Source organism: Micromonospora sp. HNM0581 (assembly GCF_012726175.1).
Taxonomy (GTDB): domain Bacteria; phylum Actinomycetota; class Actinomycetes; order Mycobacteriales; family Micromonosporaceae; genus Micromonospora.
Genome location: NZ_JAASAD010000005.1, coordinates 192895 through 218006, shown reverse-complemented (window position 1 = coordinate 218006; position 25112 = coordinate 192895). Strand labels below are relative to the sequence as shown.

23 protein-coding genes are annotated in these 25112 nt (G+C 69.2%); 6 read left to right on the top strand and 17 right to left on the bottom strand.

What is annotated here, in order from left to right; translation table 11 throughout:
- Positions 1-69: 69 nt before the first annotated feature.
- From HCA58_RS09615 to HCA58_RS09590, 6 genes are read right to left on the bottom strand one after another with little or no spacing between them, the layout of a single operon-like run.
- On the bottom strand, positions 70-1401 hold the full coding sequence (locus tag HCA58_RS09615) for a glutamate mutase L (RefSeq protein WP_169597417.1): 1332 nt from the start codon (positions 1399-1401) through the stop codon (positions 70-72).
- The gene (locus HCA58_RS09610; protein WP_169597416.1) at positions 1398-1790 is read right to left on the bottom strand and encodes a hotdog domain-containing protein; all 393 of its coding nucleotides are present in this window, start codon (positions 1788-1790) and stop codon (positions 1398-1400) included. The genes HCA58_RS09615 and HCA58_RS09610 overlap by 4 nt, the downstream gene beginning before the upstream one ends.
- On the bottom strand, positions 1787-2539 hold the full coding sequence (locus HCA58_RS09605) for an OAM dimerization domain-containing protein (protein WP_169597415.1): 753 nt from the start codon (positions 2537-2539) through the stop codon (positions 1787-1789). The genes HCA58_RS09610 and HCA58_RS09605 overlap by 4 nt, the downstream gene beginning before the upstream one ends.
- The gene (locus HCA58_RS09600; protein WP_169597414.1) at positions 2536-4095 is read right to left on the bottom strand and encodes a lysine 5,6-aminomutase subunit alpha; all 1560 of its coding nucleotides are present in this window, start codon (positions 4093-4095) and stop codon (positions 2536-2538) included. The genes HCA58_RS09605 and HCA58_RS09600 overlap by 4 nt, the downstream gene beginning before the upstream one ends.
- Positions 4092-5660: an amidohydrolase family protein gene (locus tag HCA58_RS09595; RefSeq protein ID WP_169597413.1), complete on the bottom strand. Its 1569-nt coding sequence runs from the start codon at positions 5658-5660 to the stop codon at positions 4092-4094. The genes HCA58_RS09600 and HCA58_RS09595 overlap by 4 nt, the downstream gene beginning before the upstream one ends.
- A gap of 4 nt (positions 5661-5664) precedes the next feature.
- On the bottom strand, positions 5665-6774 hold the full coding sequence (locus HCA58_RS09590) for a zinc-binding alcohol dehydrogenase (protein ID WP_205808133.1): 1110 nt from the start codon (positions 6772-6774) through the stop codon (positions 5665-5667).
- A gap of 92 nt (positions 6775-6866) precedes the next feature.
- On the opposite strand from HCA58_RS09590, the gene HCA58_RS09585 reads away from it, so the two are divergent.
- Positions 6867-8270 carry a lysine 2,3-aminomutase gene (locus HCA58_RS09585; protein WP_169597411.1) on the top strand — a complete coding sequence of 468 codons (1404 nt, stop codon included), beginning with the start codon at positions 6867-6869 and terminating at the stop codon, positions 8268-8270.
- 93 nt (positions 8271-8363) lie between these two features.
- On the opposite strand, the gene HCA58_RS09580 is transcribed toward HCA58_RS09585, so the two are convergent.
- From HCA58_RS09580 to HCA58_RS09560, 5 genes are all read right to left on the bottom strand, one after another.
- Positions 8364-8558 carry a CsbD family protein gene (locus HCA58_RS09580; RefSeq protein WP_169597410.1) on the bottom strand — a complete coding sequence of 65 codons (195 nt, stop codon included), beginning with the start codon at positions 8556-8558 and terminating at the stop codon, positions 8364-8366.
- A gap of 209 nt (positions 8559-8767) precedes the next feature.
- On the bottom strand, positions 8768-10435 hold the full coding sequence (locus HCA58_RS24025; protein WP_169597409.1) for a CDP-glycerol glycerophosphotransferase family protein: 1668 nt from the start codon (positions 10433-10435) through the stop codon (positions 8768-8770).
- Between the two features lie 38 nt (positions 10436-10473).
- Entirely contained in the window at positions 10474-11928 is a 1455-nt protein-coding gene (locus HCA58_RS09570; protein ID WP_169597408.1) for a polysaccharide pyruvyl transferase family protein, read from the bottom strand.
- 205 nt (positions 11929-12133) lie between these two features.
- A complete protein-coding gene (locus HCA58_RS09565; RefSeq protein ID WP_346775932.1) occupies positions 12134-12643 on the bottom strand; it encodes an Lrp/AsnC family transcriptional regulator in 510 nt (169 codons plus the stop codon).
- Between the two features lie 86 nt (positions 12644-12729).
- On the bottom strand, positions 12730-13872 hold the full coding sequence (locus HCA58_RS09560) for an acyl-CoA dehydrogenase family protein (protein ID WP_169597407.1): 1143 nt from the start codon (positions 13870-13872) through the stop codon (positions 12730-12732).
- Between the two features lie 272 nt (positions 13873-14144).
- On the opposite strand from HCA58_RS09560, the gene HCA58_RS09555 reads away from it, so the two are divergent.
- Both HCA58_RS09555 and HCA58_RS09550 read left to right on the top strand, forming a co-directional pair.
- Entirely contained in the window at positions 14145-15053 is a 909-nt protein-coding gene (locus HCA58_RS09555; protein WP_205808198.1) for a 5'-3' exonuclease, read from the top strand.
- 116 nt (positions 15054-15169) lie between these two features.
- The gene (locus tag HCA58_RS09550; RefSeq protein WP_169597482.1) at positions 15170-16186 is read left to right on the top strand and encodes a LacI family DNA-binding transcriptional regulator; all 1017 of its coding nucleotides are present in this window, start codon (positions 15170-15172) and stop codon (positions 16184-16186) included.
- 51 nt (positions 16187-16237) lie between these two features.
- Here the strand turns inward: HCA58_RS09550 and HCA58_RS09545 are convergent, their stop codons facing one another.
- The 4 genes from HCA58_RS09545 to HCA58_RS09525 all read right to left on the bottom strand — a co-directional run bounded on the left by HCA58_RS09545 (position 16238) and on the right by HCA58_RS09525 (position 19704).
- Entirely contained in the window at positions 16238-16870 is a 633-nt protein-coding gene (locus HCA58_RS09545; protein WP_346775931.1) for a GNAT family N-acetyltransferase, read from the bottom strand.
- A 14-nt stretch (positions 16871-16884) separates the two neighbouring features.
- Positions 16885-18381 carry an APC family permease gene (locus tag HCA58_RS09540; protein ID WP_169597405.1) on the bottom strand — a complete coding sequence of 499 codons (1497 nt, stop codon included), beginning with the start codon at positions 18379-18381 and terminating at the stop codon, positions 16885-16887.
- An 82-nt stretch (positions 18382-18463) separates the two neighbouring features.
- Complete coding sequence (locus HCA58_RS09535) at positions 18464-19435, bottom strand: GPP34 family phosphoprotein (RefSeq protein WP_240955796.1); 972 nt, start codon at positions 19433-19435, stop codon at positions 18464-18466.
- Positions 19432-19704 carry a hypothetical protein gene (locus tag HCA58_RS09525; RefSeq protein ID WP_169597404.1) on the bottom strand — a complete coding sequence of 91 codons (273 nt, stop codon included), beginning with the start codon at positions 19702-19704 and terminating at the stop codon, positions 19432-19434. The genes HCA58_RS09535 and HCA58_RS09525 overlap by 4 nt, the downstream gene beginning before the upstream one ends.
- A 459-nt stretch (positions 19705-20163) precedes the next feature.
- Between HCA58_RS09525 and HCA58_RS09520 the strand changes: the two genes are divergently transcribed.
- Together HCA58_RS09520 and HCA58_RS09515 are read left to right on the top strand one after the other, a co-directional pair.
- Entirely contained in the window at positions 20164-21063 is a 900-nt protein-coding gene (locus tag HCA58_RS09520) for a helix-turn-helix transcriptional regulator (protein WP_346775930.1), read from the top strand.
- A complete protein-coding gene (locus tag HCA58_RS09515; protein WP_166488997.1) occupies positions 21056-21247 on the top strand; it encodes a DUF397 domain-containing protein in 192 nt (63 codons plus the stop codon). The genes HCA58_RS09520 and HCA58_RS09515 overlap by 8 nt, the downstream gene beginning before the upstream one ends.
- Positions 21248-21360: 113 nt before the next feature.
- Here the strand turns inward: HCA58_RS09515 and HCA58_RS09510 are convergent, their stop codons facing one another.
- Positions 21361-22299 (bottom strand): alpha/beta hydrolase, encoded by a 939-nt coding sequence (locus tag HCA58_RS09510; RefSeq protein WP_169597402.1) that lies wholly within the window; start codon positions 22297-22299, stop codon positions 21361-21363.
- A 118-nt stretch (positions 22300-22417) separates the two neighbouring features.
- Here HCA58_RS09510 and HCA58_RS09505 point away from each other — a divergent pair, with 118 nt between their 5' ends.
- Positions 22418-23329 carry a WYL domain-containing protein gene (locus HCA58_RS09505; RefSeq protein WP_346775929.1) on the top strand — a complete coding sequence of 304 codons (912 nt, stop codon included), beginning with the start codon at positions 22418-22420 and terminating at the stop codon, positions 23327-23329.
- Positions 23330-23371: 42 nt separating this feature from the next.
- On the opposite strand, the gene HCA58_RS24020 is transcribed toward HCA58_RS09505, so the two are convergent.
- Complete coding sequence (locus tag HCA58_RS24020; RefSeq protein ID WP_169597400.1) at positions 23372-25075, bottom strand: NAD-binding protein; 1704 nt, start codon at positions 25073-25075, stop codon at positions 23372-23374.
- Between the last annotated feature and the right edge of the window lie 37 nt (positions 25076-25112).

Sequence of the window (25112 nt, the reverse complement as noted above, 5' to 3'; positions counted from 1 at the left end):
CGACGAGTCGTCTCCCCGACCCCGGCGTGTCGTGGCCGCACACCGCGACGGCACGCCCCGCCACCCCGGTCAACCGAGCAGCGACCGCAGCAACCCCCGAGCCGCCGCCCCGTGCTCCTCCGCAAGCAACCCGGCCGCAGCGAGCACATAGTCGGAATCCACCACCGGCCGGGCCGCCCGCGGCAACGCCCACCCACCGGCATGATCGGTCAACACCGCCGCCAACACCCCGGCCGTCTCCGTGCCCGGAGCATGCCGCAGCACCCCACCCGAACCGACCAGCAGCTGCACATCCCGCAGATCCCGACCAGCCCGCTCACCCGTACCCACCCCACGGGCGTGCCGGCGCAACGCCACCGTCGCCGCCAACGCCGCGATCCGCGCATCGACAGCCCGACCAGCGGCATCGACCGGCAGGAAACCAGGATCCGCAGCCCGCACCGCAGCCTCCGCCGCCAACCCGTCAACCGTCCCCGCCGGGACGAGACGTTCCTCGACAGCCGCCCGGACCACCCCCGGTGCGCTCCACCGCACCCCCAGATCCCCCTCGACCGTCCGCGCCCGCCACAGCTCACCGGCCACCTCCCGGCCCGGCCCCGTTGCCCGCTCATCCGGCGTGAGCACCGAATACACATCCGTGGTCGCCCCACCCACGTCGACCACCACCAAGTCACCACCGGCCACGTCGGCGAGCACCTCCACCCCCGACAGCACCGCATCCGGCGTCGCCGCCCGCACCAACCGGGTGAACCGGGCCCCCCTCGACAACCCCTTACCGCCGATCACGTGCCGGAGGAACACCTGCCGGATCGCCGACCGCGCCGACACCGGCGCCAACACCCCGATGCGGGGCAGCACATTGTCGGCCACCGTCACCGGCACCCCCGCCCCGACCAACAACCCGTGCAGGTCGGCACGGACATCGACGTTGCCCGCCAACACCACCGGCACCCGCCACCGGGCCCGCGCCAACCGCTCCGCGTTGTGCGTGAGAGTGTCGGCGTCCCCGCCGTCGGTGCCACCCACCAGCAGCACCACGTCCGGGCGGGCCGCCCGCAACGCCGTCAACTCCGCCCGGCCCAGCCGCCCCGCCGCCACATGCACCACGTCCGCCCCCGCCGACAGCCCCACCCGCCGCCCCGCCTGCGCGGTCACCAACGGCTCGTAACCGATCACCGCCAGCCGCAACCCACCGCCCGCCGACGAACACACGAACCACGGCACCTCACCCGCGCCGATCCCCCGGCAGGCCACAGCCACCGCCGCGTCCAGGCCGTGCAGCACATCCGAACCCACAGAAGTCGGTGCCGCTGCCGCCGACACCAGCCCACCACCATCGAGGTCGACCACCGCCACCTTCGTGTACGTCGACCCCACGTCGGCGCAGACCGCGACGTTCACCCCGCAGCAGGCACGACCACCGTGCCCGTCGCCGTCACTGCCACCAACGGCTCCGCCAACACCTCCGCCGCCGACCCACCCCGATCCGGGCGCCCCCGACACACCACCCGGGCCTCGAAATCGATGGTGCGGCTGCGTGAACCCACCCGCGTCACCGTCGCCACCACCTCCACCACGTCACCCGCCCGCACCGGCGCCACGAACTGCACATCCGAATACGACGCGAACAACCCCTCGTCACCATCGGTACGGATACACACCTCGGTGGCCACATCCCCGAACAGACCCAACGCGTACGCCCCGTCGACGAGATCACCCGCATAGTGCGCGTGCGCGTACGACACGTACCGCCGATGCGTCACCGTCACCCCCAACCGCCGATCAGTCATGCCGCCCGCACCTTCCTACCCGTGATCAACGCGTGGACCAGATAGGACGCCACCTCACCCGGGGTCGTACCCCTACCGAAGATCCGGTCCACCCCCAACTCGGCCGCCTGCGACTCGTCGAACCGCGGCCCACCCACGATCAGCAACGGTCGCCGACCCACCGGCATCGCCTCCCGGAACGCCGCAGACATCTCCCGCGTGTTGTGCAGATGCGCATCCCGCTGCGTCACCACCTGCGACACCAACACCGCATCCGCCCGCGCCCCCCGCGCCGCGTCCACCAACTCCGGCACACTGACCTGCGCACCCAGATTCGTCACCGACAACTCCCGGTAGTACTCCAGGCCCTTCTCCCCCGCGATGCCCTTCACATTCAGGATCGCGTCGATACCCACCGTGTGCGCATCCGTGCCGATACACGCCCCCACCACCGACAACTTCCGCCGCAACCGACGCTTCACGACCGCGTTGACCTCCTTGGCGCTCAACAGCGGAAAATCACGCTCCACCACCCGCACCGCAGCCAGGTCCACCAGATGGTTCACCCGCCCGTACACCACGAAGAACGTGAACCCGTCACCGATCGGCTTCGCGTGCACCAGCAACGCCGGATCGATACCCATCCGGTTCGCCAACTGCACCGCCGCACCCTCGGCCCGCTTGTCATGCGGCACCGGCAACGTGAACGACACCTGCACCATGCCGTCACCGGTGGTGTCCCCGTACGGCCGCACGACACCGCCGGTCACGCCGACCGCTCCAGAATCTCCGCCGCCGGGTTGTAGTAGCCCGCCTCGTGCCGAGCCACCCCGTCCAGCCCCCTACCCCGATCCGGTGGCCGCTTCATGATCCCGAACGTCCCCTCGGCGATCGCCGACAACAACGACTGATCCCCGATCCGCTCCAACAACTCGACCGCCTCACCCAACACCCGGTTCGCCCGCTGCTGAATGAACCCACCCGGCGCCGGCACGAAATCCTCGTGCAACCCACCCGCCGCCCCCAACACGTACCGCACATTCTGCAAAGCAATGTCCCGATCCGACAACCACGGCGTCACCACCGCCTCCGTCATCATCCCCACCAGCAGAATCCCCTGCCCGGTCAACGCACCAACCAGATTGAAGAACCCATCCAACAGATTCCCCCGGAACACGTCACCGGTCATATGCTTCGTCGGCGGCATCCACTTCAACGGCGCATCCGGAAACAACTCCCGCGCCAACAGCGCATGCGCCAACTCCAGCCGCAACGACTCCGGCACCTCCGGACTGATCTCGAAAGCGTGCCCCAGCCCCAACTGCCAGTCCGCCAACCCCGCCTCATGCGCGAAATACTCGTTGAGCAACTGCGACACCGTCACCGTGTGCGCCTCGTCAACCGCATCAGCAGTCGTCAGATAATTATCCTCACCAGTATTGATGATGATCCCCGCCCGCGCATGCACCTGCCGCGAAAACCGCTGATCCACGAACGTCCGAACCGGATTGATGTCCCGAAACAAAATCCCGTACATCGAATCGTTGAGCATCATGTCCAGCCGCTCCAGGCCCGCCAGCGTCGCCATCTCCGGCATACACAACCCCGACGCATAATTCGTCAGCCGCACATACCGACCCAACTCCCTCGACGACACATCCAACGCCGCCCGCATCAACCGGAAGTTCTCCTGCGTCGCATACGTACCAGCAAAACCCTCCCGCGTCGCCCCCTCCGGCACAAAATCCAACAACGACTGCCCCGTCGACCGGATCACCGCGATCACATCCGCACCCGCCCGCGCCGCCGCCTGCGCCTGCGGAATGTCCTCGTAAATATCCCCCGTCGCCACAATCAGATAGATCCACGGCCGGCGCACCGGATCCCCGTACCGCTTCACCAACCGATCCCGCTCGGCCCGCCGCCGATCGATACGCCGAACCCCGGCACCCACCGCGACACGCGCCGCCCGCCGCGCCACCGTCGCCGCCCGACCCGACGGCACCTCGAACCGCACCGACCCCGCCGCCGCCTTCTGCGCCAGCAACGTCACATCCGTCAACTGCTCCCGCGCCAGAGCATCGAACACCGGCAACGCCACCCCGTGACCCAACCCGACATCCGACGCCACCGCCTCCACCAGCCGATTCACCCACGGAATACCATCCGGGTCCGCACCGGCCACCCCAGCCAGCCGCAACACCGCCCGCTCCACCGACACCGTCGTATGGCTACGCGCCAACTCCACCACCGGCCGCCCGGCCCGCCGCGCCAACTCCCGCGCCCGCGCCACCAACACCGGATCCAGATCAAGCTTCCCGGTCACACGGACCCTTCCTCATAGATCACCTCGCCACGCAGCACCGTGCGCCGACACACCGGCAACGGCGTCGGATCATCCGCACCACGCGCCTCCGAATCCTCGGCCTGCAACACCGGCAGCCCCCGCTCCACCCCCGCCGGCGTCGACCACACCGCGAACGTCGCCGGCGCACCCAACGCCAACACCCCCTCACTGTCCCGATGCACCGCCCGCCAACCACCCCGCGTATGCGCCGCGAACGCCGCCCGCACACTCATCCGCTGCACCGGCGAATGATGCGCCACCGCCGCCCGCACAGAACCCCACGGATCCAACGGCGTCACCGGCGAATCCGACCCGAACGCCAACGCCACCCCGACCCCATGCATCGCACCCATCGGATTCGACGCCAACGACCGCGCCAACCCCAACCGCGTCTCGTACATCCGGCCCGCGCCACCCCACAACCGGTCGAACGCCGGCTGCATCGACGCCACCACCCCGAACTCCACGAACCCGGCGATCAACCGCCGATCCACAATCTCCGCATGCTCCACCCGATGCCGCGCCGCCCGCAGCCGCTCCGTACCCAACCGCCGCGCCGCCCCCGCGAAACCCTCCAGCACCGTCGACACCGCCGCATCACCGATCGCATGGAACCCGCCCTGCATCCCGTGCACCGCACAATCCAACAGATGGTCACGCACCTGGTCCGCGCTCAGGTACCCGTGACCACACCCGTCACCATCGGCGTACGGCTGCGACAGATGCGCCGTCCGCGAACCCAACGCACCATCAGCGAACAGATCACCACCGGCACCCACCGCGCCCAACTCCCGCGCCCGCGCCGCACCACCCAACTCACCCCAGTACCCGTACACCTCCGGCACCCCCACACCGGACAGCGCCAACAGCCCGACGAAATCCTCCTCGTCGGAAATTTCCGGCCCACCACACTCGTGCACCGCCGCGATCCCCACCGACGCCGCATACCCCAACGCCACCCGCTGCGCCGCCACCCGCTGCGCCCGCGACACCGACGCCCGCGCCACCGCCCGCACCACATGGTGCGCATCCCGCCGCAGCCAACCCGAACCGTCGTACCCCGACGCAACCACCACCTCCGGACACGCCGCCAGCAACGCCTCCGACACCAACGCCGAATGAATCGACGCCTGCGACAGGTACACCCGCCGCCCGCCGGCCGCCCGCCCCAACTGCCCGGCAGACGGCGGCTGCGCCACCGACCACCTCGACTCGTCCCACCCGTGCCCCAGCACCACCGCGTCCGCAGGCAGCTGCGCCGCGTACGCCGACACCCCGTCCAACAGCTCACCGGCCGAACGCACCCCGGACAGATCCAGCCCGGACAACACCAACCCGGTGTCACTGACATGCACGTGCGCGTCCACGAAAGCCGGCGTCACCAACGCACCGTCCAACTCCACCACCCGATCAGCCGGCGGAGCGTCAGCATCCGAACCCAGCCACACGATCCGCCCGTCACGGACCAGCAACGCCGTCGCGGACGGATCCGCCGGGCAGTGCAGCACACCGGCGCGGTACAACGTCGAGGGGTTCTCAGTCATAGCCTCAGTCTGCCGCCAGCCGGGCCTCGAACAGCCCGCGCACCCCTGGCTCACCCCGCAGCAGATCCAACGCCAGCTCCGCGTGCCCCGGCACGTACCCGTTCCCGACAAGCATCGTCACGTCCGCCGCCAGCCCCTCCGCACCCAACGCCGCCGCCGCGAAACTCGTCGCCATCGAGAAGAAGACCACGGTGCCGCCGTCCGTGGTCGCCAGCACCGCGCCGTGCTCACAGCCCGGCACGTCCACACACACCACCGTCACGTCCGCCGGCCCTCCCAGCGCCGCAGCCACCGCCGTCGACAACGCCACCGGATCACGGGCATCGGCCACCGCCACCACGTCGGCAAGCCCCGCCGCCACCAGCGCGTCACGCTCCGCGTCCACCGGCACCACCCCGACCGTCCGGCCCGCACCCGCCCGCCGCGCCGCCGCCAGCGACAACGAACCACTCTTACCCGCACCGCCGAGTACCGCCACCGCCACCGGCCGGGTATCCCCCTCCGCTGCCCGCCCGGCCACGTACCGGGACACCACCCGGGACGTCAGCGCCGGCGCACCACACACGTCGAGCACCGCCAGCGACAGCACCGGATCCAGATCCGCCGGCAGCACCGCCGCGACCGACCGGGCGAACAGGATCGCCCACCCCTCGCACGGCACCTGCTCGCTGCGCCCGTCCCAGCCGGCCAACCCATCGGTGATCACCAGCGGCGTCAACGTCAGCGACACCAGGGTGGCCACCCGCTCGCCGACCCCGAGTCCCAACGGCGACCGCCGACCAGCCTGCTCGACCGTGCCGATCAGCATGCCGCCCGATCCCGTCACCGGGTTCTGCATCTTGCCCCGGGTGGCGATGATGTCGAGCACCTCAGCACGGACCGCGTCACCGTCGCCGCCGTGCTTGACGGACAGCTGCCGGAAACTCGCGGCGTCGAGGTTCAGCCGCTCCACCCGGATCCGGACCTCGTTCGGCGCGATCTCCGGACGCGCGTCGAGCCGCCAAGCCGCCTGCGGCAACACGCCTGCGGGCTCCAGGACCCGGTGCAGCCCTACCGGTGATGTCACACGAACCTCCCCTGTCCGACCGCCTGAAGCCCCGCCTTCAACTCGCATGACGGGAAAACTTACGGCAGACTAATTTCTCAACCGGAATTTTTCCAGTAGCCTTCGGTGCGCTGACCACCAGACCGACCACAGGAGGGGCCGTGACTCAGACCCGACCGCCGGTGCAAACCATCCCGGCGCCCCCGCCGGCCCCCACCACCCGCACCGACCAGCCCTACGAGTACCGCCGCAGCCTGCTCGCCGAGCCCGACTGGACCCGCTTCCCCGGCTGGCGTGACGTCACCCGCGACCAGTGGGAGAGCGCCCAGTGGCAACGCGTCAACTGCGTCAAGAACATCAAGCAACTGCGCACCGTGCTCGGCACCACCGTCGACGACACGTTCTACGCCGACCTGGAAGCCGACCAGAACGCCCTGGCCACCATGTCCATGCTGGTGACCCCACAAATGATCAACACGATGGTGCCGTTCGCCGAGTTGACCACCGATGCGCTGCTCGCCGACCCGATCCGGCGCTACATGATCCCGGTCGCCTCCGACCGACGCACCGACTGGCCGTCACACCCCTACGCCACCCGCGACTCCCTGCACGAACACGACATGTGGGTGGCCGAGGGCCTCACCCACCGCTACCCCACGAAGGTCCTTGCCGAACTACTCTCCACCTGTCCCCAGTACTGCGGACACTGCACCCGCATGGACCTGGTCGGCAACTCCACCCCTACGGTGGACAAGCTCAAACTGACCCTCAAGCCCGTCGACCGCTACGACGCCCACATCGGCTACCTGCGGGCCCACCCCGGCGTACGCGACGTCGTCGTCTCCGGCGGTGACGTGGCGAACGTGCCGTGGCGCAACCTTGAGTCGTACCTGATGCGCCTACTGGAGATCGAAACCATCCGCGACATCCGCCTCGCCACCAAGGCACTCATGGGCCTACCCCAGCACTGGCTGCAAGCCGACGTCGTCGAAGGACTGGAACGGGTCGCGCGTACCGCCGCACGTCGTGGCGTCAACCTCGCCATCCACACCCACGTCAACCACGCCCAGTCGCTCACCCCATTGGTCGCCCGGGCCGCGCAGACCGCTCTCGACCTGGGCGTGCGGGACGTACGCAACCAGGGTGTGCTGATGCGCGGGGTCAACGCCACAAGCACCGACCTGCTCGACCTCTGCTTCGCGCTACAGGGCGAAGCAGGCATCTTGCCCTACTACTTCTACATGTGCGACATGATCCCGAACGCCGAGCACTGGCGGGTCCCGGTATGGCACGCCCAGCAACTCCAGCACGACATCATGGGCTACCTGCCCGGGTACGCCACCCCGCGGATCGTCTGTGACGTGCCGTTCGTCGGCAAACGATGGGTGCACATGGTCACCGACTACGACCGGGAACGCGGCATCTCCTACTGGACGAAGAACTACCGCACCTCCATCGAGTCGGCCGACCTTGAGGCGCTGAGCAAGCGCTACGCCTACTACGACCCGATCGACACCCTCCCCGAGGAGGGTCGGCAGTGGTGGCGCGTCCACCGCGACGCCTGACCAGCCGGGCTCCTGTCCCACCTGACGCGCGCCACACCGCGAAGCGGCCCGCCGGATCGATCCGGCGGGCCGCTTCGTTCCGCTTTCAGGCGGTCACTTCGTGAAGGCGTCCTTCGCGTTGCGCCCGGCCGCCTTCGTGTCCTCACCGGCCTGACGGGCACGGGCGTCGCTCTGCTGGCTGGCGCCCTCGGCCCGCATGCGTTCGTTGTCGGTCATGTCGCCGATCCGCTCTCTCGCGGCACCACTCAGTTCCTCGACCTTGTTCTTCGCCTTGTCGGTGAAGCTCATGTCGCCTCCCTGCCTCTTTCGGCGATGGAGCGACACGATCTGCGGCGCTCCATCGGTGGTGTCCCCCGGTGCGGCGTGGTGAAACGGTGGGCGGGGAGGTGGGGCACACCCGCTAATGCGTCCTAGGACACTAGGGTCAGGCCCGCAACGGCACCGGCTCCGGTCGGCACGAAGCCGGGCCCGGAGCCGGTACGCACAATCCGCTGGGCTCAGAGGTAACTCGACGCCTCGTCCAGGAAACGCTGCGCGTAACGATCCGACGGAATGTCGCCGAGATAATACTTCTTGATGTCCTGCCGGGTGGAGGCCAACGGGTCAGCACCGAGGAAGTCGTCGAGGACCGCGCCGAGCCCCTTCACCTGCCCACCGTGGGCGTCGATGACGTAGCTGGCCCGCCCCAACGGAAACTCGTCGGTGAAGGTGACCGCCGGGGTCGACACAGCCACCATCGCGAAGGGCTTCTCCGAGTACAGGTAGTCGGCAACCACACTCGACACGTCCGACACCATTGCGTCCGACGCGTTGAAACAGTCCATCACCGACATCTTCACCTCGGCCTGTCTGCCGAACACGTGGGGCCGCCCACTGGTCCGATGGTCCTCGGCCAACAGCGCCTTGATCCGCTCACACTCGCGACCCAGTGCCGCCGACCGGTGACTGTACGGGTGCGGCCGGAACACGATGCTGCACCCGCGCTCCACCAGCGCCTGGACGATGTCGTAGCCGACGTGCAGTGACGAGTAGTTCGAGTCGGCGTAGAAACCCGCCCACGTCGGCGCGTAGAGCACCCGGGGGTTGGTGATCGAGGCGATCGGCTTGGCTGCCACCGCCACGTTCTCCACCTGGGGTCGCCCGACGACGCTGAACATCTCCACCGGCATCTTCACCCCGTTGGCCGCGAAACGGTCGATCGCGGCCTGACCGGCGACGAAGTTCTTGTCGTACATCCGGAAGACCGGGTTGTGACTCGGCACCTTGTCGCTGTCACCGTGGTTGAGCTGGATGTGTGTCAGGTTCGTGTACCGCAGGAGATGGTTGTTCTTCGTCGCGGTGTTCACGTAGAAGGCGGCCCGCATCGACGGGGTGACCACGGCGTCCATGTCCTCCAGCGCGGTCCGCAGCACCACCGGAGCCTTGGTCAGTGCCGCCACCTCGTTGAAGTTGGCCTCACCGCGCACCAGCACGAAGAACTTCCGACCGAGCCGCTCCAGATAGGGCAGCCACATCGCGATCTGGTACGCGGTGCCGGCCGGCGCGGTCCAGTGCACCACGAACGCCGGTTCGTAGGCGGTGAGCGCCTTGGAGAGGTTCCGTTCGCTGGTCCGCCTCGCCCGGACCCGGCCCACTGCCTGCCACAGGGTGAACAACGACAGGCCGAGCGCCGCCGCCGACACCACTGCGGCGATCACCCCCGGGATGCCGGCGAAGGCACAGACGAGCACCACAGGCACCACGGCACCGTTGACGAGTACCGCGCGGCTCGTGTTCGGGCGCCGGTACGGTTGGGTGCCGATGCCCGGGAGATTGGCCGTCACCGGGTACGCGGCGCGGGCGATGAACCCCATCGGGGTTTCGCTGAGCACCGCCAGACCGGCCAGGGCCACGCCGACAGCGAGCCCGGGATCGACGCCGTCGTGCACGGTGCCGAGCAGATACGCGCCGGCGAGCAGCAGGACGCGCGGCACCGCGGCCTTCGAGGGCGACACCGCTTTCACCCGCAGCGCGTCACGCCACGTCCACGCCAGCAGCCCGACTGCCAGCAGGGCCGGCGGCAACGCCCACAGTCGGGAACCGCCCACCGCCGCCAGCAGCAGCACGGCGAGGGCCGCCACGTCGATCGACGTGGCGAGGAGGCGCCCTCCCGACTTCGACGCCACCCATGCCCCCGGTCGGGACGTCTTCGGACCCGCCGTCGTCACCGCCGGCCCCCCGTGGACAACGGGTTGATCCGCAGCACCCGACCCATCCGGCCCCGCCAGCTCGCCAGCGACTCCCGATGCACCTTGAGTTCCTTCTCCAACTCGGCTACCCGCTCCTCAAGCGTCCTCGCTCCGCGCGGTTCGCGGAACGGTGGTTCGAAATCGTAGGCACGGCGCTCCAGATCACCCTCGTGTCCCTGCCGCAGCCAGCGCAGCCGGGACATCACCTGGCGTCGCCCGATGACGTCCGAGGCCATCAGCGTGTGCACCGGGCCGGGGAACGGGGCGGCGGCGAGCGCCTTGTCGTAGGCCGGGTTGGCCTTGCCCGGCTGGAACACGTGCTCCAGGTCGTTGTGCTCGAGGAACCGCACGTAGGTGTCGAAGGTCTCGGCCTGACGCGTCCCGAAGACGTCGAAGTCCGCTTCCTCGTAGAGCCGCTGCGCGTCGACATCCGGCGGCAGCTCGGAGTAGAGACGGTACGGGATGCCGTGGTACTCGGAGAGTTCGACGGTGCGGGAATCGTGCGCCAACACCACCGACGGCGTGCCCGCCAGCACGCCTGCGACGTTGCCGTGGATACGGGTGCCGAAGGCGAAGTGCTGCTCGGCCATGAACTCGGTCCAGGTCGAGGCGTCCACGAAGAACCGCATCCGGTCGCTCTCGTAGAGCGGATGATCGGTGTGGATGGGCATCCGCTTGTTGGGGACCTTGGCCGGGTTCTCACCCCACAGCATGAGCGCCAGTCGCTGATGCTGCTGCGGCACGATGACACTGTTCGGGTACCGGAGGGTGTTCGCCTCGACCAGCCGGTCGACCCCCTTCACCTTCGGCGTGTACGAGATGGCGATCGGACTGTCGTCGGCCAGCCGGTCCACCTTGCGTACCAGTGGTCCCAGGGGCCCGTTGCCGAACATCGACGGGCAGCCGATCACCCGCACGTGCTCGTCGCCGAAACCGAGGTACTTCAACATGCGGGCCGTGTACTCGCCGCGTACGCCGATTGAGGCCGACCGGTCGAGGACGGCTCGGGTGAACCGCGTGACGATCTTCTTGTAGTCGTCGGGAAGCGAGTCGAACTCGGTGCCGTACGGCAGCTGCGCGCCGATGCCGACCACGGTGACCGGGATCTTCAACCGTTCGATGACCTTGGCGAGGCGTTCCAGGTGCGGCAGGAAGGTGTCCCGGTAGGAATTCGCCATCGGCAGGACGAACCGGTCGAACTCCTCGTTGGTCCGGCTGACGTAGGTGCCCAGGTGCACCGGACGTTCGTGAACGTAGGAGTTGGCGACGAGCTCGGCGCCGGGGACGCTCAGGACCCGGAACACCGCGCTGTAAAACAGCATGTTCCCAGAGTTTGATCCGAAGACACCCAACCGAGAGGTGGACAGGCTTTGCTCGTGGGACAGCACGGTCAACGGGCTCTTGCCGGCGCGGATGAGAATGCGTGTCATGAGCGGACTCCGGCCGCCATCTGGCGGGAACGCGATCGCATCGAGCGGTACATCTCATCCTCCCCTTCGAGACACGCGAGGCGACCGGACGCGGGCGGTGGAAGCCGGCCCTGCGTCCCGGTCATGATCCGGGTCTCGCTTCCGCCGAATCAGGGATGGATCCTAGCCCCGTCTCCTGGGCCGCGGCGGCACCGGGTATTTCGGGTCAGTCCGCCGGTGAGCCCGCCGCCGGAGGCGTCACCCCACGGGTGCGAGGCGGTGTTGCCGGGCCGGGAAGGACCTTCGGCGGGCGGTGCTCGTACGGGGTGGACAGCACCACCGTGGTGCGGGTGGTGACGTTGGCGGCGGTCCTTATCTCCTGGAGCACCCGCTCCAGGTCGACCGGCCCGGCCACCCGCACCAGCAGCAGGTAGAAGTCCTCCCCCGCCACCGAGTAGCACGAATCGATCTCCGGCAGGTGCGCCAGCCGTTCCGGTGCGTCGTCGGGCTGCGACGGATCGAACGGGCGGATCGCGACGAACGCCGTCAGTGGCAGGTCCAGCGCCTCGAAGGAGACCCGCGCGGCATAGCCCTTGATCACTCCTCGTTGTTCCAGCCGGCGTACCCGCTGGTGCACCGCCGAGACCGACAGGCCGACCTTCTCCGCCAGGTCGGTGTACGACAGCCGGCCGTCCGTGGTCAGCGCCACCACGATGGCGCGGTCGATCTCCTCCACGGCGTGCAACCTACCGGGTACGAGCGGTTGACGCGACCGGCCATCCCGCTGACTGTCGCTTTCTGCGCGGACCTGATCGCCTACGGTCAGCCCTTAGCCAGTGCCCGGGAGATCACCAGCCGTTGGATCTGGTTGGTTCCCTCCACGATCTGCAGCACCTTCGCCTCCCGCAGGTACCGCTCGACCGGGTGGTCGGCGACGAAACCCGCGCCGCCGAGAACCTGTACCGCGTCGACGGTCACCCGCATCGCCACGTCCGTGGCGAACAGTTTCGCCTTGGCCGCCTCGATCGAGTACGGCCGTCCCGCGTCCCGTAACCGGGCCGCCGTCAGTGTCAACGCCCGCGCCGCGGAGATCTGGGTGGCCAGGTCGGCCAGGGTGAACCCGAGCCCCTGGAAGTCGATGACCGACCGGCCGAACTGTTCACGTTGCCGGGCGTAGGCCACCGCGTAGTCCAGCGCCGCCTGGGCGAGCCCGACCGCGCAGGCGGCGATACCCAGCCGCCCGGAGTCCAGAGCGGACATGGCGATGGTGAAGCCGGCTCCCTCGCCGCCGATCAACCGGTCGGCGGGCACCCGGGCGTCGTCGAGGACGAGCTGCGCCACCGGGGAGGAGCGCAACCCCATGGTGCGTTCGGCGGCCTGCGGGTGGATGCCCGGTGTGGCGCGGTCGGCGAGCAGGCAGGAGATGCCCTTCGGGCCCGGGCCGCCGGTACGGCAGAAGATGTTGTAGAAGTCGGCCACCTGCGCGTGGGTGATCCACGCTTTGGTGCCGGTGACGACGTAACCGTCTCCGGCACGTACCGCTCTGGTGGTCATTGCCGCGGCGTCCGAACCTCCCTGCGGCTCCGACAGGCAGTACGCCCCGATCAGCTCACCGCCGATCATGTCGGGTAGCAGCTTGCGCTGTTCCTCGCTGCCGAACGTGGCGACCGGGTGGCAGGACAGGGTGTGCACACTCACCGCCTCGGCGACCGCCAACCAGCGGCCGGCCAGGATCTCCAGCACCTGGAGGTACACCTCGTAGGGCTGTGCGGCACCGCCGTACTCCTGCGGGTAGGGCAGACCGAGCAGGCCCGCGCGGCCCAACGTGCGCAGCACCTCGCGGGGAAACTCGGCCCGTTGCTCGTACTCGACGACTTTCGGCGCGAGTTCCCGGTCGGCCAGTTCGGTGGTCAAGTCCAGCAGGTCGCGAGCCTCTTCGGTGGGCAGGATCCGGTCGACAGTCATAGCGCGGTGAGCTCCGTGGGGTGGTGTTGAGCCGTCGTACGCCGTCCGTCGTGCGGACGTCGGTGTCCTCGATGCGGGCGCCGTGGGGCCCGGCCAGGTAGCTGCCCGGTTCGCCGGAGAAGGCCGTCACGGCAGCCAGCGGCCGGTCGTCGCGGCGGATGCAGCTCCCCGAACCCCACACCGTCAGCTTAACGGTCGTTTGGCCATGTCGTGCGCCGGGAACGTCGGTGCGGTGTGCCAGGCTGTCGGACGTGACAGCGCAGACCCCGATCATGCTCGTCGACGCGCCCAGTCTCTACTTCCGGGCGTACTTCGGCATTCCCGAGTCCGCCGCGAAGACCGCCGACGGGCAACCGGTGAACGCGGTGCGCGGGTTCCTCGACATGCTCGCCAACCTGGTGCGCACCCGCCGGCCGGGGCGGATGGTGTGCGCGATGGACCACGACTGGCGGCCCGACTGGCGGGTCGCGCTGCTGCCGTCGTACAAGGCGCACCGGGTGGCACCCGAGGGCGGCGAGGTGGTACCGGACACGCTTTCACCGCAGGTGCCGATGATTCTGGAGATGCTCGACGCGCTGGGGGTGGCCGTGGTCGGCGCGACCGGCTACGAGGCCGACGACGTGTTGGGCACCCTCTCGGTGACCGAGCCCGGCCCGGTGGAGGTGGTCTCCGGTGACCGCGACCTGTTCCAGCTGATCGACGACGCCCGGCGGGTGCGGCTGCTCTACGTCGGGCGTGGGGTGGCCAAGTTGGAGGACTGCGACGACGACGCCGTGCGGGCTCGCTACGGCGTGCCGGCCAACCGGTACGCCGAGTTCGCCGCGCTGCGCGGTGACCCGTCCGACGGGCTGCCCGGCGTGGCTGGCGTCGGTGAGAAGACCGCCGCCCGGCTGGTCGACAGGTACGGCGACATCGCCGGCATCCTCGCCGCTCTGGACGATCCGGCCGCCGGCTTCGCACCCGGGTTGCGCACCAGGCTCGACGCCGCCCGGGGCTACCTCGCGGTGGCGCCGAGGGTCGTCAAGGTCGCCCTGGACGTGCCGCTGCCACCGCTGTCCACCGAGCTACCGGTGTCGCCGGCCGACCCGCGACGACTGCTCGACCTGGCCGACCGGTGGAACCTGGCCGGTGCCACCCGACGGCTGGTCGACGCGCTAGCCGCCCGCACCACGGCGGGCTGACCGGCGCCACGGCGGGCGATCTGGCCACAGGTCGCCCGCGCAGTGCGCCACCGTGCTGGGGTACGGTGTCGCTGGCCGCCACGACAGCGGTCGGCGCGGCGGGTGAGGGGGCGGTAGTGGCGACGCTGTCCGATGTGGCCCGGCGGGCCGGTGTCTCACCCGCCACCGCATCCCGTGTGATCAACGGCAGCAGCAAGCCCGTCACCGAGGAACTGCGGGAGCGGGTACTCCAGGCCGTCGCCGACCTGGAGTACGTTCCCAACGCCCACGCCCAACTGCTGGCTCGCTCTCATCGCGGTGTCGTCGGGGTGATCGTGCACGACGTCTCCGACCCGTACTTCTCGGAGATCACCCGGGGTCTGCAACGGGTCGCCACCGATCAGGGCCGGCTGTTGATGATCTGCAACAGCTACCGCGATCCCGAGCGGGAGTTGGAGTACGTCGAGCTGCTGCGGGGTCATCAGGTGGCCGCCATCATCCTCGCCGGCTCCGGCTATCACGACGCCGACTTCACCCGGCTGCTCAACGGCAAACTCGCCGCGTACGAGGCCACCGGTGGGCGGGTCGCGGTGATCGGCCGCCACGAGCACACCGGCGACGCGGTGATGCCCGACAACCGGGGCGGCGCCGAACTGCTCGGGCGGGAGCTGTGCCGCCTCGGCCACGAACGCATCGGGGTGGTGGCCGGGCCCCGGGTGCTCACCACCACCACCGACCGGCTCACCGGGCTACGCGCGGCACTCGCCGACCACGACCAGGAGTTACCGGAACACCGCATCCGGTACGCCGGCTTCGACCGCGACGGTGGCGCCGAGGCCACCGCCGCGCTGCTCGACGCCGAACCGGGGCTGACCGCGATCGCGGCGCTCAACGACACCATGGCCATCGGGGCGTTGGCGCTGTTGCGTGCCCGTGCGGTCGCGGTACCGCAGCAGGTGAGCGTCTTCGGCTTCGACGACTTGCCGATCTCCCGTGACGTCACCCCGCCGCTGACCACGGTCCGACTCCCCCTGGTCGAGTTGGGTGCCCGGGCGATGGCGCTGGCGCTGGATCCGGGAGCCGCCGTCGCTCGGGTCGAGAAACTGTCCGCCGAGCTGATCCGCCGCGACAGCGCCGGTCCCGCCCGACCGTGACATGCCGGCCCGGTTCCGGTGCGCCACGACGTGACCTCGGAACCGGGCAGGTCAGTAGCGTCCCGGGCGTGGGAGCCGACTTCGCTCGCCGGTGACATCGGCGGCTGCACGGCACATGGGCCAGATCGCGGGTCCGTCGGAGGCGAGGCCGACCGTGCGGCCGGTGGTGTATCCGTGGCGGAGGTAGAGCCCCCGGTTACGCGGATTGCTGGCTTCGAGGTGTGCCGGCGCGCCGAGCTGGTCGAGTCGACCGTGTCCGTGGTTGAGCAGGGCGGTGCCGAGGCCCTGGTTCTGCCGGGTCGGGTCGACGGCGAGGTAGGCGAGATAGTGGTGCGGCCGATCCGGATGACACCCCTCGATCGCTTCCTCCAGCAGCAGGAACTTCGGCGCGTACGCCCCTGCTATCCGGTCGAGCGCGGCGGGCCGGTCGGGCCTGGCGGGTACCGCCTCCCGGCGGTGGTACCAGATGGCGACGGCGGTCTGGCCACCGGTGGTGTGTACCTCGCCGTGGTCGAGTCCGTGGTAGAACGCGTCGCGGAAATACCGGTAGTAGACGGTGCGCCGGTCCCCCGGATCCGGGATGAGCCAGTCGGCGAGCGGACCGTCGTGGAACGCCTCGGCGAGGACGGCGATCAGTGGGCCGGCGTCGGTGCGGGTGGCCGGGCGCACGAGGTGACGGAACACGATGTATCCCCTCTTCAGGCGGGTTGACGGACGGTGTCGGGGGTTCGTAGCGGTCCGGCGGTGTCGCTGTCGGCACCGAGCCCGATCGCCGCGTACCGGTGTGGATCGATGGTGCGCAGGATCAGTGCCCACGCGATGCCGAGCAGTGCCGCGGCGGCGTACGCGGCGGGGAACGCCCAGCGCAGCGGCGAGTCCGGGGCCACGCCGAGGAGGGTGTCGAACTCGCGCAGGGTGACGGTGAGGATCCCGCCGAGCGCGAGCGCGGCGATTCCCGGTGCGATCGTCGACCGCCATGGTCCTTCGGTGTGGGTGGTGCGGGTGAAGAAGCCGATGACGGCGGCGGAGGTGGCGGTCATCAGGGCCAGGACGCCGAGGCCGCCGGTGACGGTGATCCAGAAGAACAGGTGCACGATCGGGTCCGCCCCCGCCAGGGCGTAGCCGACAAGCACGGCGAAGGCGAGCCCGCTCTGGGCGAGGGAGCCGGCCTTGGGTGCGCCGGTACGGCGGCTGGTGCGACCGAACACGGCCGCAAGCACGCGTTCGCGGCCGAGGGCGAACAGGTACCGGGCGACGGTGTGGTGGAAGGAGAGCAGGGCGGCGAACAGGCTGGTGATGAAGAGGACCCGGGCGACGGTGATGACGCTCTGGTGCAGGTAGGGCGCCACCAGGTTGAAGATCAGGTCGGTGCCGTCGGCGCGGGCCGCCGCCACGATGCGGTCGGGGCCGGTGGCCACGGACATCGCCCACGCGGACAGTCCGTACAGCAGGCCGGTCACGGCGACGGCGATGTAGGTGGCGCGGGCGATGGTGCGGCGCGGGTCTTTGGTTTCCTCCGAGAACACGACGGTGCCTTCGAAGCCGACGAATCCGGTGATCGCGGTGACCAGCGCGGCGCCGATGCCGGCGGCGAACACGTGGGAGGGGGCGAGGGTGTCGAAGGAGACGGTGCCGTCGGCGGGGTGGGTGAGCATGATGGCGTCGAAGGTCAACGCGACGACGCATTCGACGACGAGGACGACGGCGAGAACCTTGCCGTTGAGGTCGATCCGCGCGACCCCGAGCACCGTGACGACGGCCCAGACGGCGAGGGCGCACATCCACCAGGTGAGCTGCCAGCCGTACCGGTCGTCGAGGAACTGCGCGGTGACCGCCCCGGCCCCGCCGTACAGGCCGATCTGCATCGCGTTGTAGGCGAGCAGCGCGACCATGGCTGCGCCGACGCCGGCGGGGCGGCCGAGTCCGCGGGTGACGTAGGTGTAGAAGGCGCCCGCGTTGACGATCCGCCGGGACATGGCCACGTAGCCGACCGCGAACAACGCCAACACGGCCGCCACGAGCAGGTATGCGACGGGGATGCCGGTGACACCGGTGACCGCGTACCCGGTGGTCGCGCCACCGGCGACGACGGTCAGCGGTGCGGCGGCGGCGATGACGAAGAACACCACCGACGGGATACCGAGCCGCCCTCTGGCGAGGACAGCGCAGACGGTGTCGGTTCTGGTGTGGGACATCGGTTCTCTTTCTGCGCGAGGGTGACAGGTTTCGGCGACAGCCCGGTGCGTCCGCTCCGGGCCGACGGTGACGTGGTGCCGCTCAGCTGGTGCGGTGACTGAGCACGGTGCGGTGACTCAGCACGGTGCCGCCGACGACGGCCCGGAGATCCGCGAACAGGTCCCGCAAGGCTGGTGGTGCCTTGTCGACCTGCTCGTGCAGGAAGGCCCGGGTGGGTGCGCCGACGAGCAGGATCGGGGAGAGCTGGGTGTGTACGGCCAGGCCGGCGAGCGCCACGTCGAAGCTGTTGAGCTGCTGGCGGTCACGTAGGTGGCAGGAGAGCCGGGCCCAGGAGCATGCTGCCCGGTTCATGTCCGTCGGCACGTACACGGTGCGGTGCCGTAACCACCGACCGACCTGTTCGGGCCGCACCAGCCCGAGCTGCCACATGCGGGTTGCCACCTGCTGGTAGGCGGTGGCGGCGAGGAACGACAGCCAGGTGCGGGTCGCGCTGTGGCGCGGCTCGGCCACGAGACGGTCGAGGACGAGGTGTTGCAGCCAGTCCGTTGGCGGCGCGGTGTCGACGACCCGCACCTGCCGGCCGGCGACGACGATCCGGCCCGCCTGGTGCAGCTCGACGAGCAGCGCGGCGGCCAGTCCGTACGCCGTCGCCGACTCGAACAGCCGCGGACGGCCGGTCTGGTCGTCGTGGGCCAGGTAGAAGAATTCGTCGGCGAGACGGGCAGCGGTCTGCGGGGTGGCGCTGCCGACGGCCCGTACCGCCGGGCGTGGTTCCGGGTGGCGGTGCAGGTGTGCGGTGTGCCCGCCGTCGTGCGCTCTGTCGGTTGCCTGCGGCGCGCGGGGCTCGGCCGGTTCGTCGGCGGGGAACCCGAGCTGACGCAGCAGGCGCCGACCGCCCGGGTGGCAGCCCAACTCGACGACCGCCCAGGTGTACTGCCCGCACCCACCGTGACGGCAGTGGAAGCAGGTGCCGCCGGATCGGTGCTGCAGTACGGTGCGCCGGGCCGACTCGAACCGGTCCACGACCCGGTCGCTCTCCTCGGTGCCGGTCATGACGCCTGCTGTCCACCGGACAGGGCGGCCACCGCGACCCGCACCTCCATGCAGGGTGGATGCCGGTCGACGTGCGGGTATCCACACTCCGGCCGGTGCCCCAGCACCCACACCCATTCGTCCGCCCGGTTCGGCAGTTCCCGAACACTGGTCACGGTGACCGTGATGGCGGTGCCCGGGGTGAGATCCCGTCCGTACGACCAGTCGCCTGGGGCGAGCCGCAGCAACGTCCCCGTCGCCACCTCCGGTACCGGCTGAGGTGTCCTCATCACCGTGCTGCTCCTGTTGACCATTGACGAGATCGCTGGTTGTCGAACGGGGTGTGGGCGTCGGGCGGGACGGACCACGTGAGGCGCACTGTCGTTCACCTTCCTGCTGGGGGTGCGCGGTCGGGCCCTCCCCGGCACGGACCGCGCACCTCGACCGGTGGGGCGGAGAAAACTCGTACATTTCTCAGCAGGACACATCCGTCCTTAACGGACGGTCGTTAGTCGTCCTGTCACGACGGTGTGGCTCGCACCGATGCGGGAGCGAACCTGCTGAACGTCATCGTCTGGCTGCGGTACGGAAGGATGCAATGAAGCAGCGTGAATAAAATCATGAAAGGGTTTGCATATTAGCCCCACTCCGATGACATTTGCCCAGGTCAGGGCGACAGGAAAGAGAAAGTGATCTAGTAGTCCATCGTTTGTATGCTGCTGTTTGGCAAAGTGGTGATAGGAGGCTCCGTGTCCGACACGGACGGATCGGCCCTGTTGCGGCGAAGGATCGGCCGCAAGATGGCTGCCCTGCGCAAGGAGACCGGGATGAGCCAGGAGAAGGCTGCCGTGCTCCTGCAGCGCAGCCCCGCAACCATCCACCGCATCGAAGCCGGCGACCCCCGCGTCAAGTTCCGCGACATCGAGATCAAGGCGATGTGCGAGCTGTACGAGGCCAGCGCCGAGGACCGCAACGAGCTGCTCGCCCTCTCCGGCGAGACCCGCACCAGCGGCGCGAGTGCCTGGTGGCACGATTACACGAACACCCGCCTACCGAGCTGGTTCGGCCTTTTCGTCAGGCTGGAAAGCAGCGCGGAACGGATTCACAAGTACGAGCCGGAAGCCGTGCCCGGACTTCTTCAGACCCGTGAATACGCCAGGGAAGTGACCGGTGTACCACACGGACTCATCGACAGGCAGGAGGTCGAGCGGCAAGTCGACTTTCGGATGGAACGTCAACGCCTGCTCGCCAGCCCTCGGCCACCGCACCTCGCAATCGTCCTGAGCGAGGCGGTCATCCGTCGGGCCGTCGGTGGGCCAGAGATCATGGGCGCTCAACTTCAACATCTCCTCGACGTCACCCGCTCGCCCAGCGTGAGGCTGCGGATTCTGCCGTTCGAGGTCGGTGTACATGGCGGCATGACGTCCGCGTTCACCATCTTGGAGTTTCCGCCCGTGCCCGGCACGTCGGAACCACTCGAACCACCACTGGTCTACGTCGACAGTCTCACCGGCGCGCTCTACCTCGACAAGGGGACCGAGGTGGCTGCCTACAAGCTGGCCTGGGACGACGTGACCTCACGAGCACTCGACGAGACGTCGTCGAGGAAGCTGATCACCGCAACGATGGAGGCATTCACCCGTGGCTGACACGACGACTGTCAAGTGGCGCACCAGCAGCCGCAGCGGCAACCAGGGCGACTGCGTCGAGGTCGCCGACACACTGCCCGGCGGCGGCGTCGGCGTCCGCGACAGCAAGGACCCCGACGGCCCCGTCCTGACCTTCGACCCCTCGTCCTGGGCCACCTTCACCACCGCCCTACGCACCCGCTAGACAGACGGTCCCACCCCTGAGTCGATGGTGGCCGCCACCCCAGCGACCACCATCAACTCCACCAACCAGACACAGTCCGCCGACCTGTCGAGCTGACCCGTCTGGGGATGCAGCTAGGCGGCGCCCCGCCGGTCCAACCACTTCAGGATCGCTTCGGTCGTCTCCTTCGGCTTCTCCTGCTGAATCCAATGGCCGCAGTCCAGCGTGACCACGTCCACGTTCGGCACGAACTCCGTGAGCCTTGGTGCCCTCGCCACCATGTCGCGGTCGCCGTAGATCATGAGGGTGGGCTGACGGACGATCGGGTCGACGTCCGCCAGCAGGTGCCAGTTACGGTCCAGGTTCCGGTACCAGTTGATTCCGCCCGTGAACCCGGTGGACTCGAAGGCGGACACGAAGACGGCCAGGTCGCTGTCACTCATGACGGGCTCACCGGACGGGGCCACCGCTCTGGCAATGTTGATCATCACATTGCCGGGTTGCGGCTCCGCGGGAGGCAGGTTCTTCCGGTACAGGTTCCGCAGGAACCGAGCCGGGTTCTCCTCGAACACAGCGTCCGCGACACCCGGCTGCCGGTTGAAATGTACGAGATAGAAGTCGGGGCCGAACGCAGCCTCCAGGAACTCGGTCCACGGCATCTCTCCGCGCTGCTGGTAGGGCACGCTCAGCGCCACCACGCCGTTGACCCGGTGCGGATGCAGCAAGGTCAGGCCCCAGACGACGAACGCGCCCCAGTCATGGCCGACGAAGGTGGCATCCTCGTAGCCGTAGTGATCGAGGAGCGCGACCAGGTCACCCGACAGGTGGGCGACGTCGTAGTCCGTCACTTCGTCGGGGCGGGACGAGTTGCCGTACCCCCGCTGGTTCGGGACGATGACGTGGTACCCCGCCGCGGCCAGGGCCGGCATCTGATACCGCCAGGAGTAGGCGTGTTCCGGCCAGCCGTGACAGAGCACGATCGGGTTACCCGCGTGCTGCCGACCGGCCTCGAAGACTTCTAGTTCCACACCGTTGACCGCGATGCGGGTGGGCTCAGGAAAATCGAACGTCATACCGGCATCCTGCCGACCGATACCGGTCACCTCCTGACCGGGTTTCCGTGGCAGTGTTGTCCGGGTGCGAGCCGACCGGCTGATGGCCATCCTCCTTCTACTGCAACACCGTGGACAGGTGACCGCACCGGAGGTCGCTCGGGAGCTGGAGATCTCCGAGCGCACCGCCCGCCGCGACCTGGACGCCCTGGGAACGGCCGGTGTGCCGGTCTACTCCGTGCAGGGCCGAGGTGGCGGCTGGCGACTCGTCGGCGGCGCCCGTACCGACCTGTCCGGGTTGACCGCCGGTGAGGCCCGCGCCCTGTTCCTGGCCGCCGGCCCGGCCTCGTCTGTCACTCCGGCCGTCAAAGCGGCGCTACGCAAGCTCGTCCACGCCCTGCCGGAGCCGTTCCGGGCGCAGGCCGAGGCGGCAGCGTCGTCGCTCGTCATGGACCCGCAACGGTGGGGATCGAGCCGCGTCGAGCCCCGACTGCCCTGCTTCCTCGACCAACTCCAGGACGCGGTGATCCGCGGCGTCCAGGTCCGCCTCGGCTACGTCGACCGTGAACGCACCGAAACCGAGCGGACCGTCCACCCGCTCGGCATCGTCGCCAAGGGCCCGTCGTGGTACCTCGTCGCCAACACCGAAACCGGCCGGCGGACCTTCCGCATCGACCGCGTGTCGTCCGTCGACCCGACCACCGAGCCCGTGCACCGGCTCGACGACTTCGACCTCGCCCAGAGCTGGCGCGAGATCGCCGACGAGGTCGAACGCAAACGAACACCCCTTGAGGCTCGTGCCCTCTGTGCGCCCCACAGGATCGGTGTACTCCGGCTGGGGTTCGGCGCTCGACTCGAAGTGGGGGGATCCGCGAGCGACGGCCGGATCGAGGTCGTCATCCGCGGCAACGACGCACGCAAACTCGCGGGCGAGCTTGCCGGGCTCGTCGACTACCTCGAGGTCACCGACCCGCCCGAGGTGCGAACCCAGCTGGCCGCGATCGGCGACACGCTCGTCGCACGCTACGGCTCACAGCGATGTGATTCGTAGCGCGAAAGGATGCGGCACGTCGCTACTCGCCGGCAGCGCTCGTCATTCGTGCGGCACGATATGCCGCAGCGCGTCGGGACGGGCCGCCGCCTCCGCCATCAGCCGGGCCAGCCCGGCCCGGGTCGCCACCACCGTGACCTTCTCACCAGGACGCAGCCGCCGCCCGTCCGCGACAGTGGCCGGCAGCTGACTGCCGACCCGGTTGGTCAACCGCAACAGCCATGCCTCGCCCGGCCGGCGTAGGTCACCGGCGGTCAACCGGGACAGTATCGAACGCTCCCCGATCGTCGTCTCAGCGACCAACAACACCCGCCGCGCCACCGGAATCGCCTCCAACTCGTGACCGAGCATCCGGGCTGCGAAGAACGGAACAGCGAGGTAGCTGACGCTGCGGGAGATGGTCAGATCGAAGGCCCGCTGCACCTGGTCGGCGAAGTCACCGTCGAACAGCCGCAACACCACCCGCAGGTCCGCGCGGACGGCACGGCCCACCAACGCGGTCTCCAGATTGGTCACGTCGTCCGAGGTGAGCACGACCAGAGCCCGGCTGGTCGGCAGCGAGGCGGCGAGCAACGTCTCCCGACGACTCGCATCCCCGATGATCAACGGGATTCGCAGTTCCCGTACCGCTGACACACCACGCGCCTCCGAGGACCGGTCGATAGCGATCACGTCGACCCCGAGCCCGTGCAGGCCCTCGACCACGTGACTGCCGACCCCGCCCAGACCGACCACGACGACGTGCCCGCTGGCCCGCCTCGGTAGTGAGCCGTCCGCCACCTCCAGTCGTACCTTGATGACAGCGTCCACCACCGCACCGGTGAGGAACGGAATCAGGGCGATGCTGGCGACGGTGAGGACCACCAGAGTGGCCTTCTCCACTCCGGTGGCGGTCGGCTCGACATCGGCACCTCCCAGGGTGGCGAGAACCGCATCGAAGAACGCCTGCGACCAGGTGGTGCCCGGCCGGCTCAGCGCGAGCACGGCCGCCGCACCCAGCAGGAGACCGGAGAAGATGCCGAGGACAAGGCGGATCCGCCGCCAGACCCGCCCCGCGATCGTTCCCAGCGGATAGCCGTGACTCATCGGACGGCGGCGGGACGCCTCCGGCCGCCAGGGCGCCACCGCGGCGAGCACCAGGTCAGCGGCCTGTTGCTGCGCCGGCAGCACCTCCGGCTCCTCGCCGTACCCGGTGATCGCCAGACCGCAGACCACCTCGTCCTCGCGCACCTCGTGACGACCCGCGACGAACATGGTGCCGTCACGGAGGCCATGTCGGGGAGTCGCCTGGCCGACGGCCGCCGAGACGAACGCCGGCGCGGCCAACGCCCCGTCGGACAGAACGGTGCAGTAAGGCAGCTGGTTGAGCCCCTGACTCAGGCTGGTGTTGAACATCCGCACCACGATCCGCAGCGTCGGATGCAGATCGTGGGCCTGCAAAGCGGCCTCGATGTTGGCCACGTCGTTGCGGTCTACCAGGGCCAGCGCGTCGGCCGACCCCACCTGGGCCGCCTGGTAGGCGTCGACGTCCGGACGCTCCGCCAGGATGATCCGTACGCCGGGCAGCCGGGCGATCCGACGGCCGTAGCGGGATGTCCGCGACCGAAGGATGACGGTGACCTGGCCCGAGTGCCGGTTCGTCAGTTCGTCGGCGAGCCGGTAGGCCAGACTGTCGTCGCCGCAGATGACGAAGCGGCGCTGTTCCGGATCCGGCTGGACTGGTGGCCCAGCCTCCGCGACCTCCACGCCGACGAGCGTATAGCGGCCCCACCATCCCGGTAAC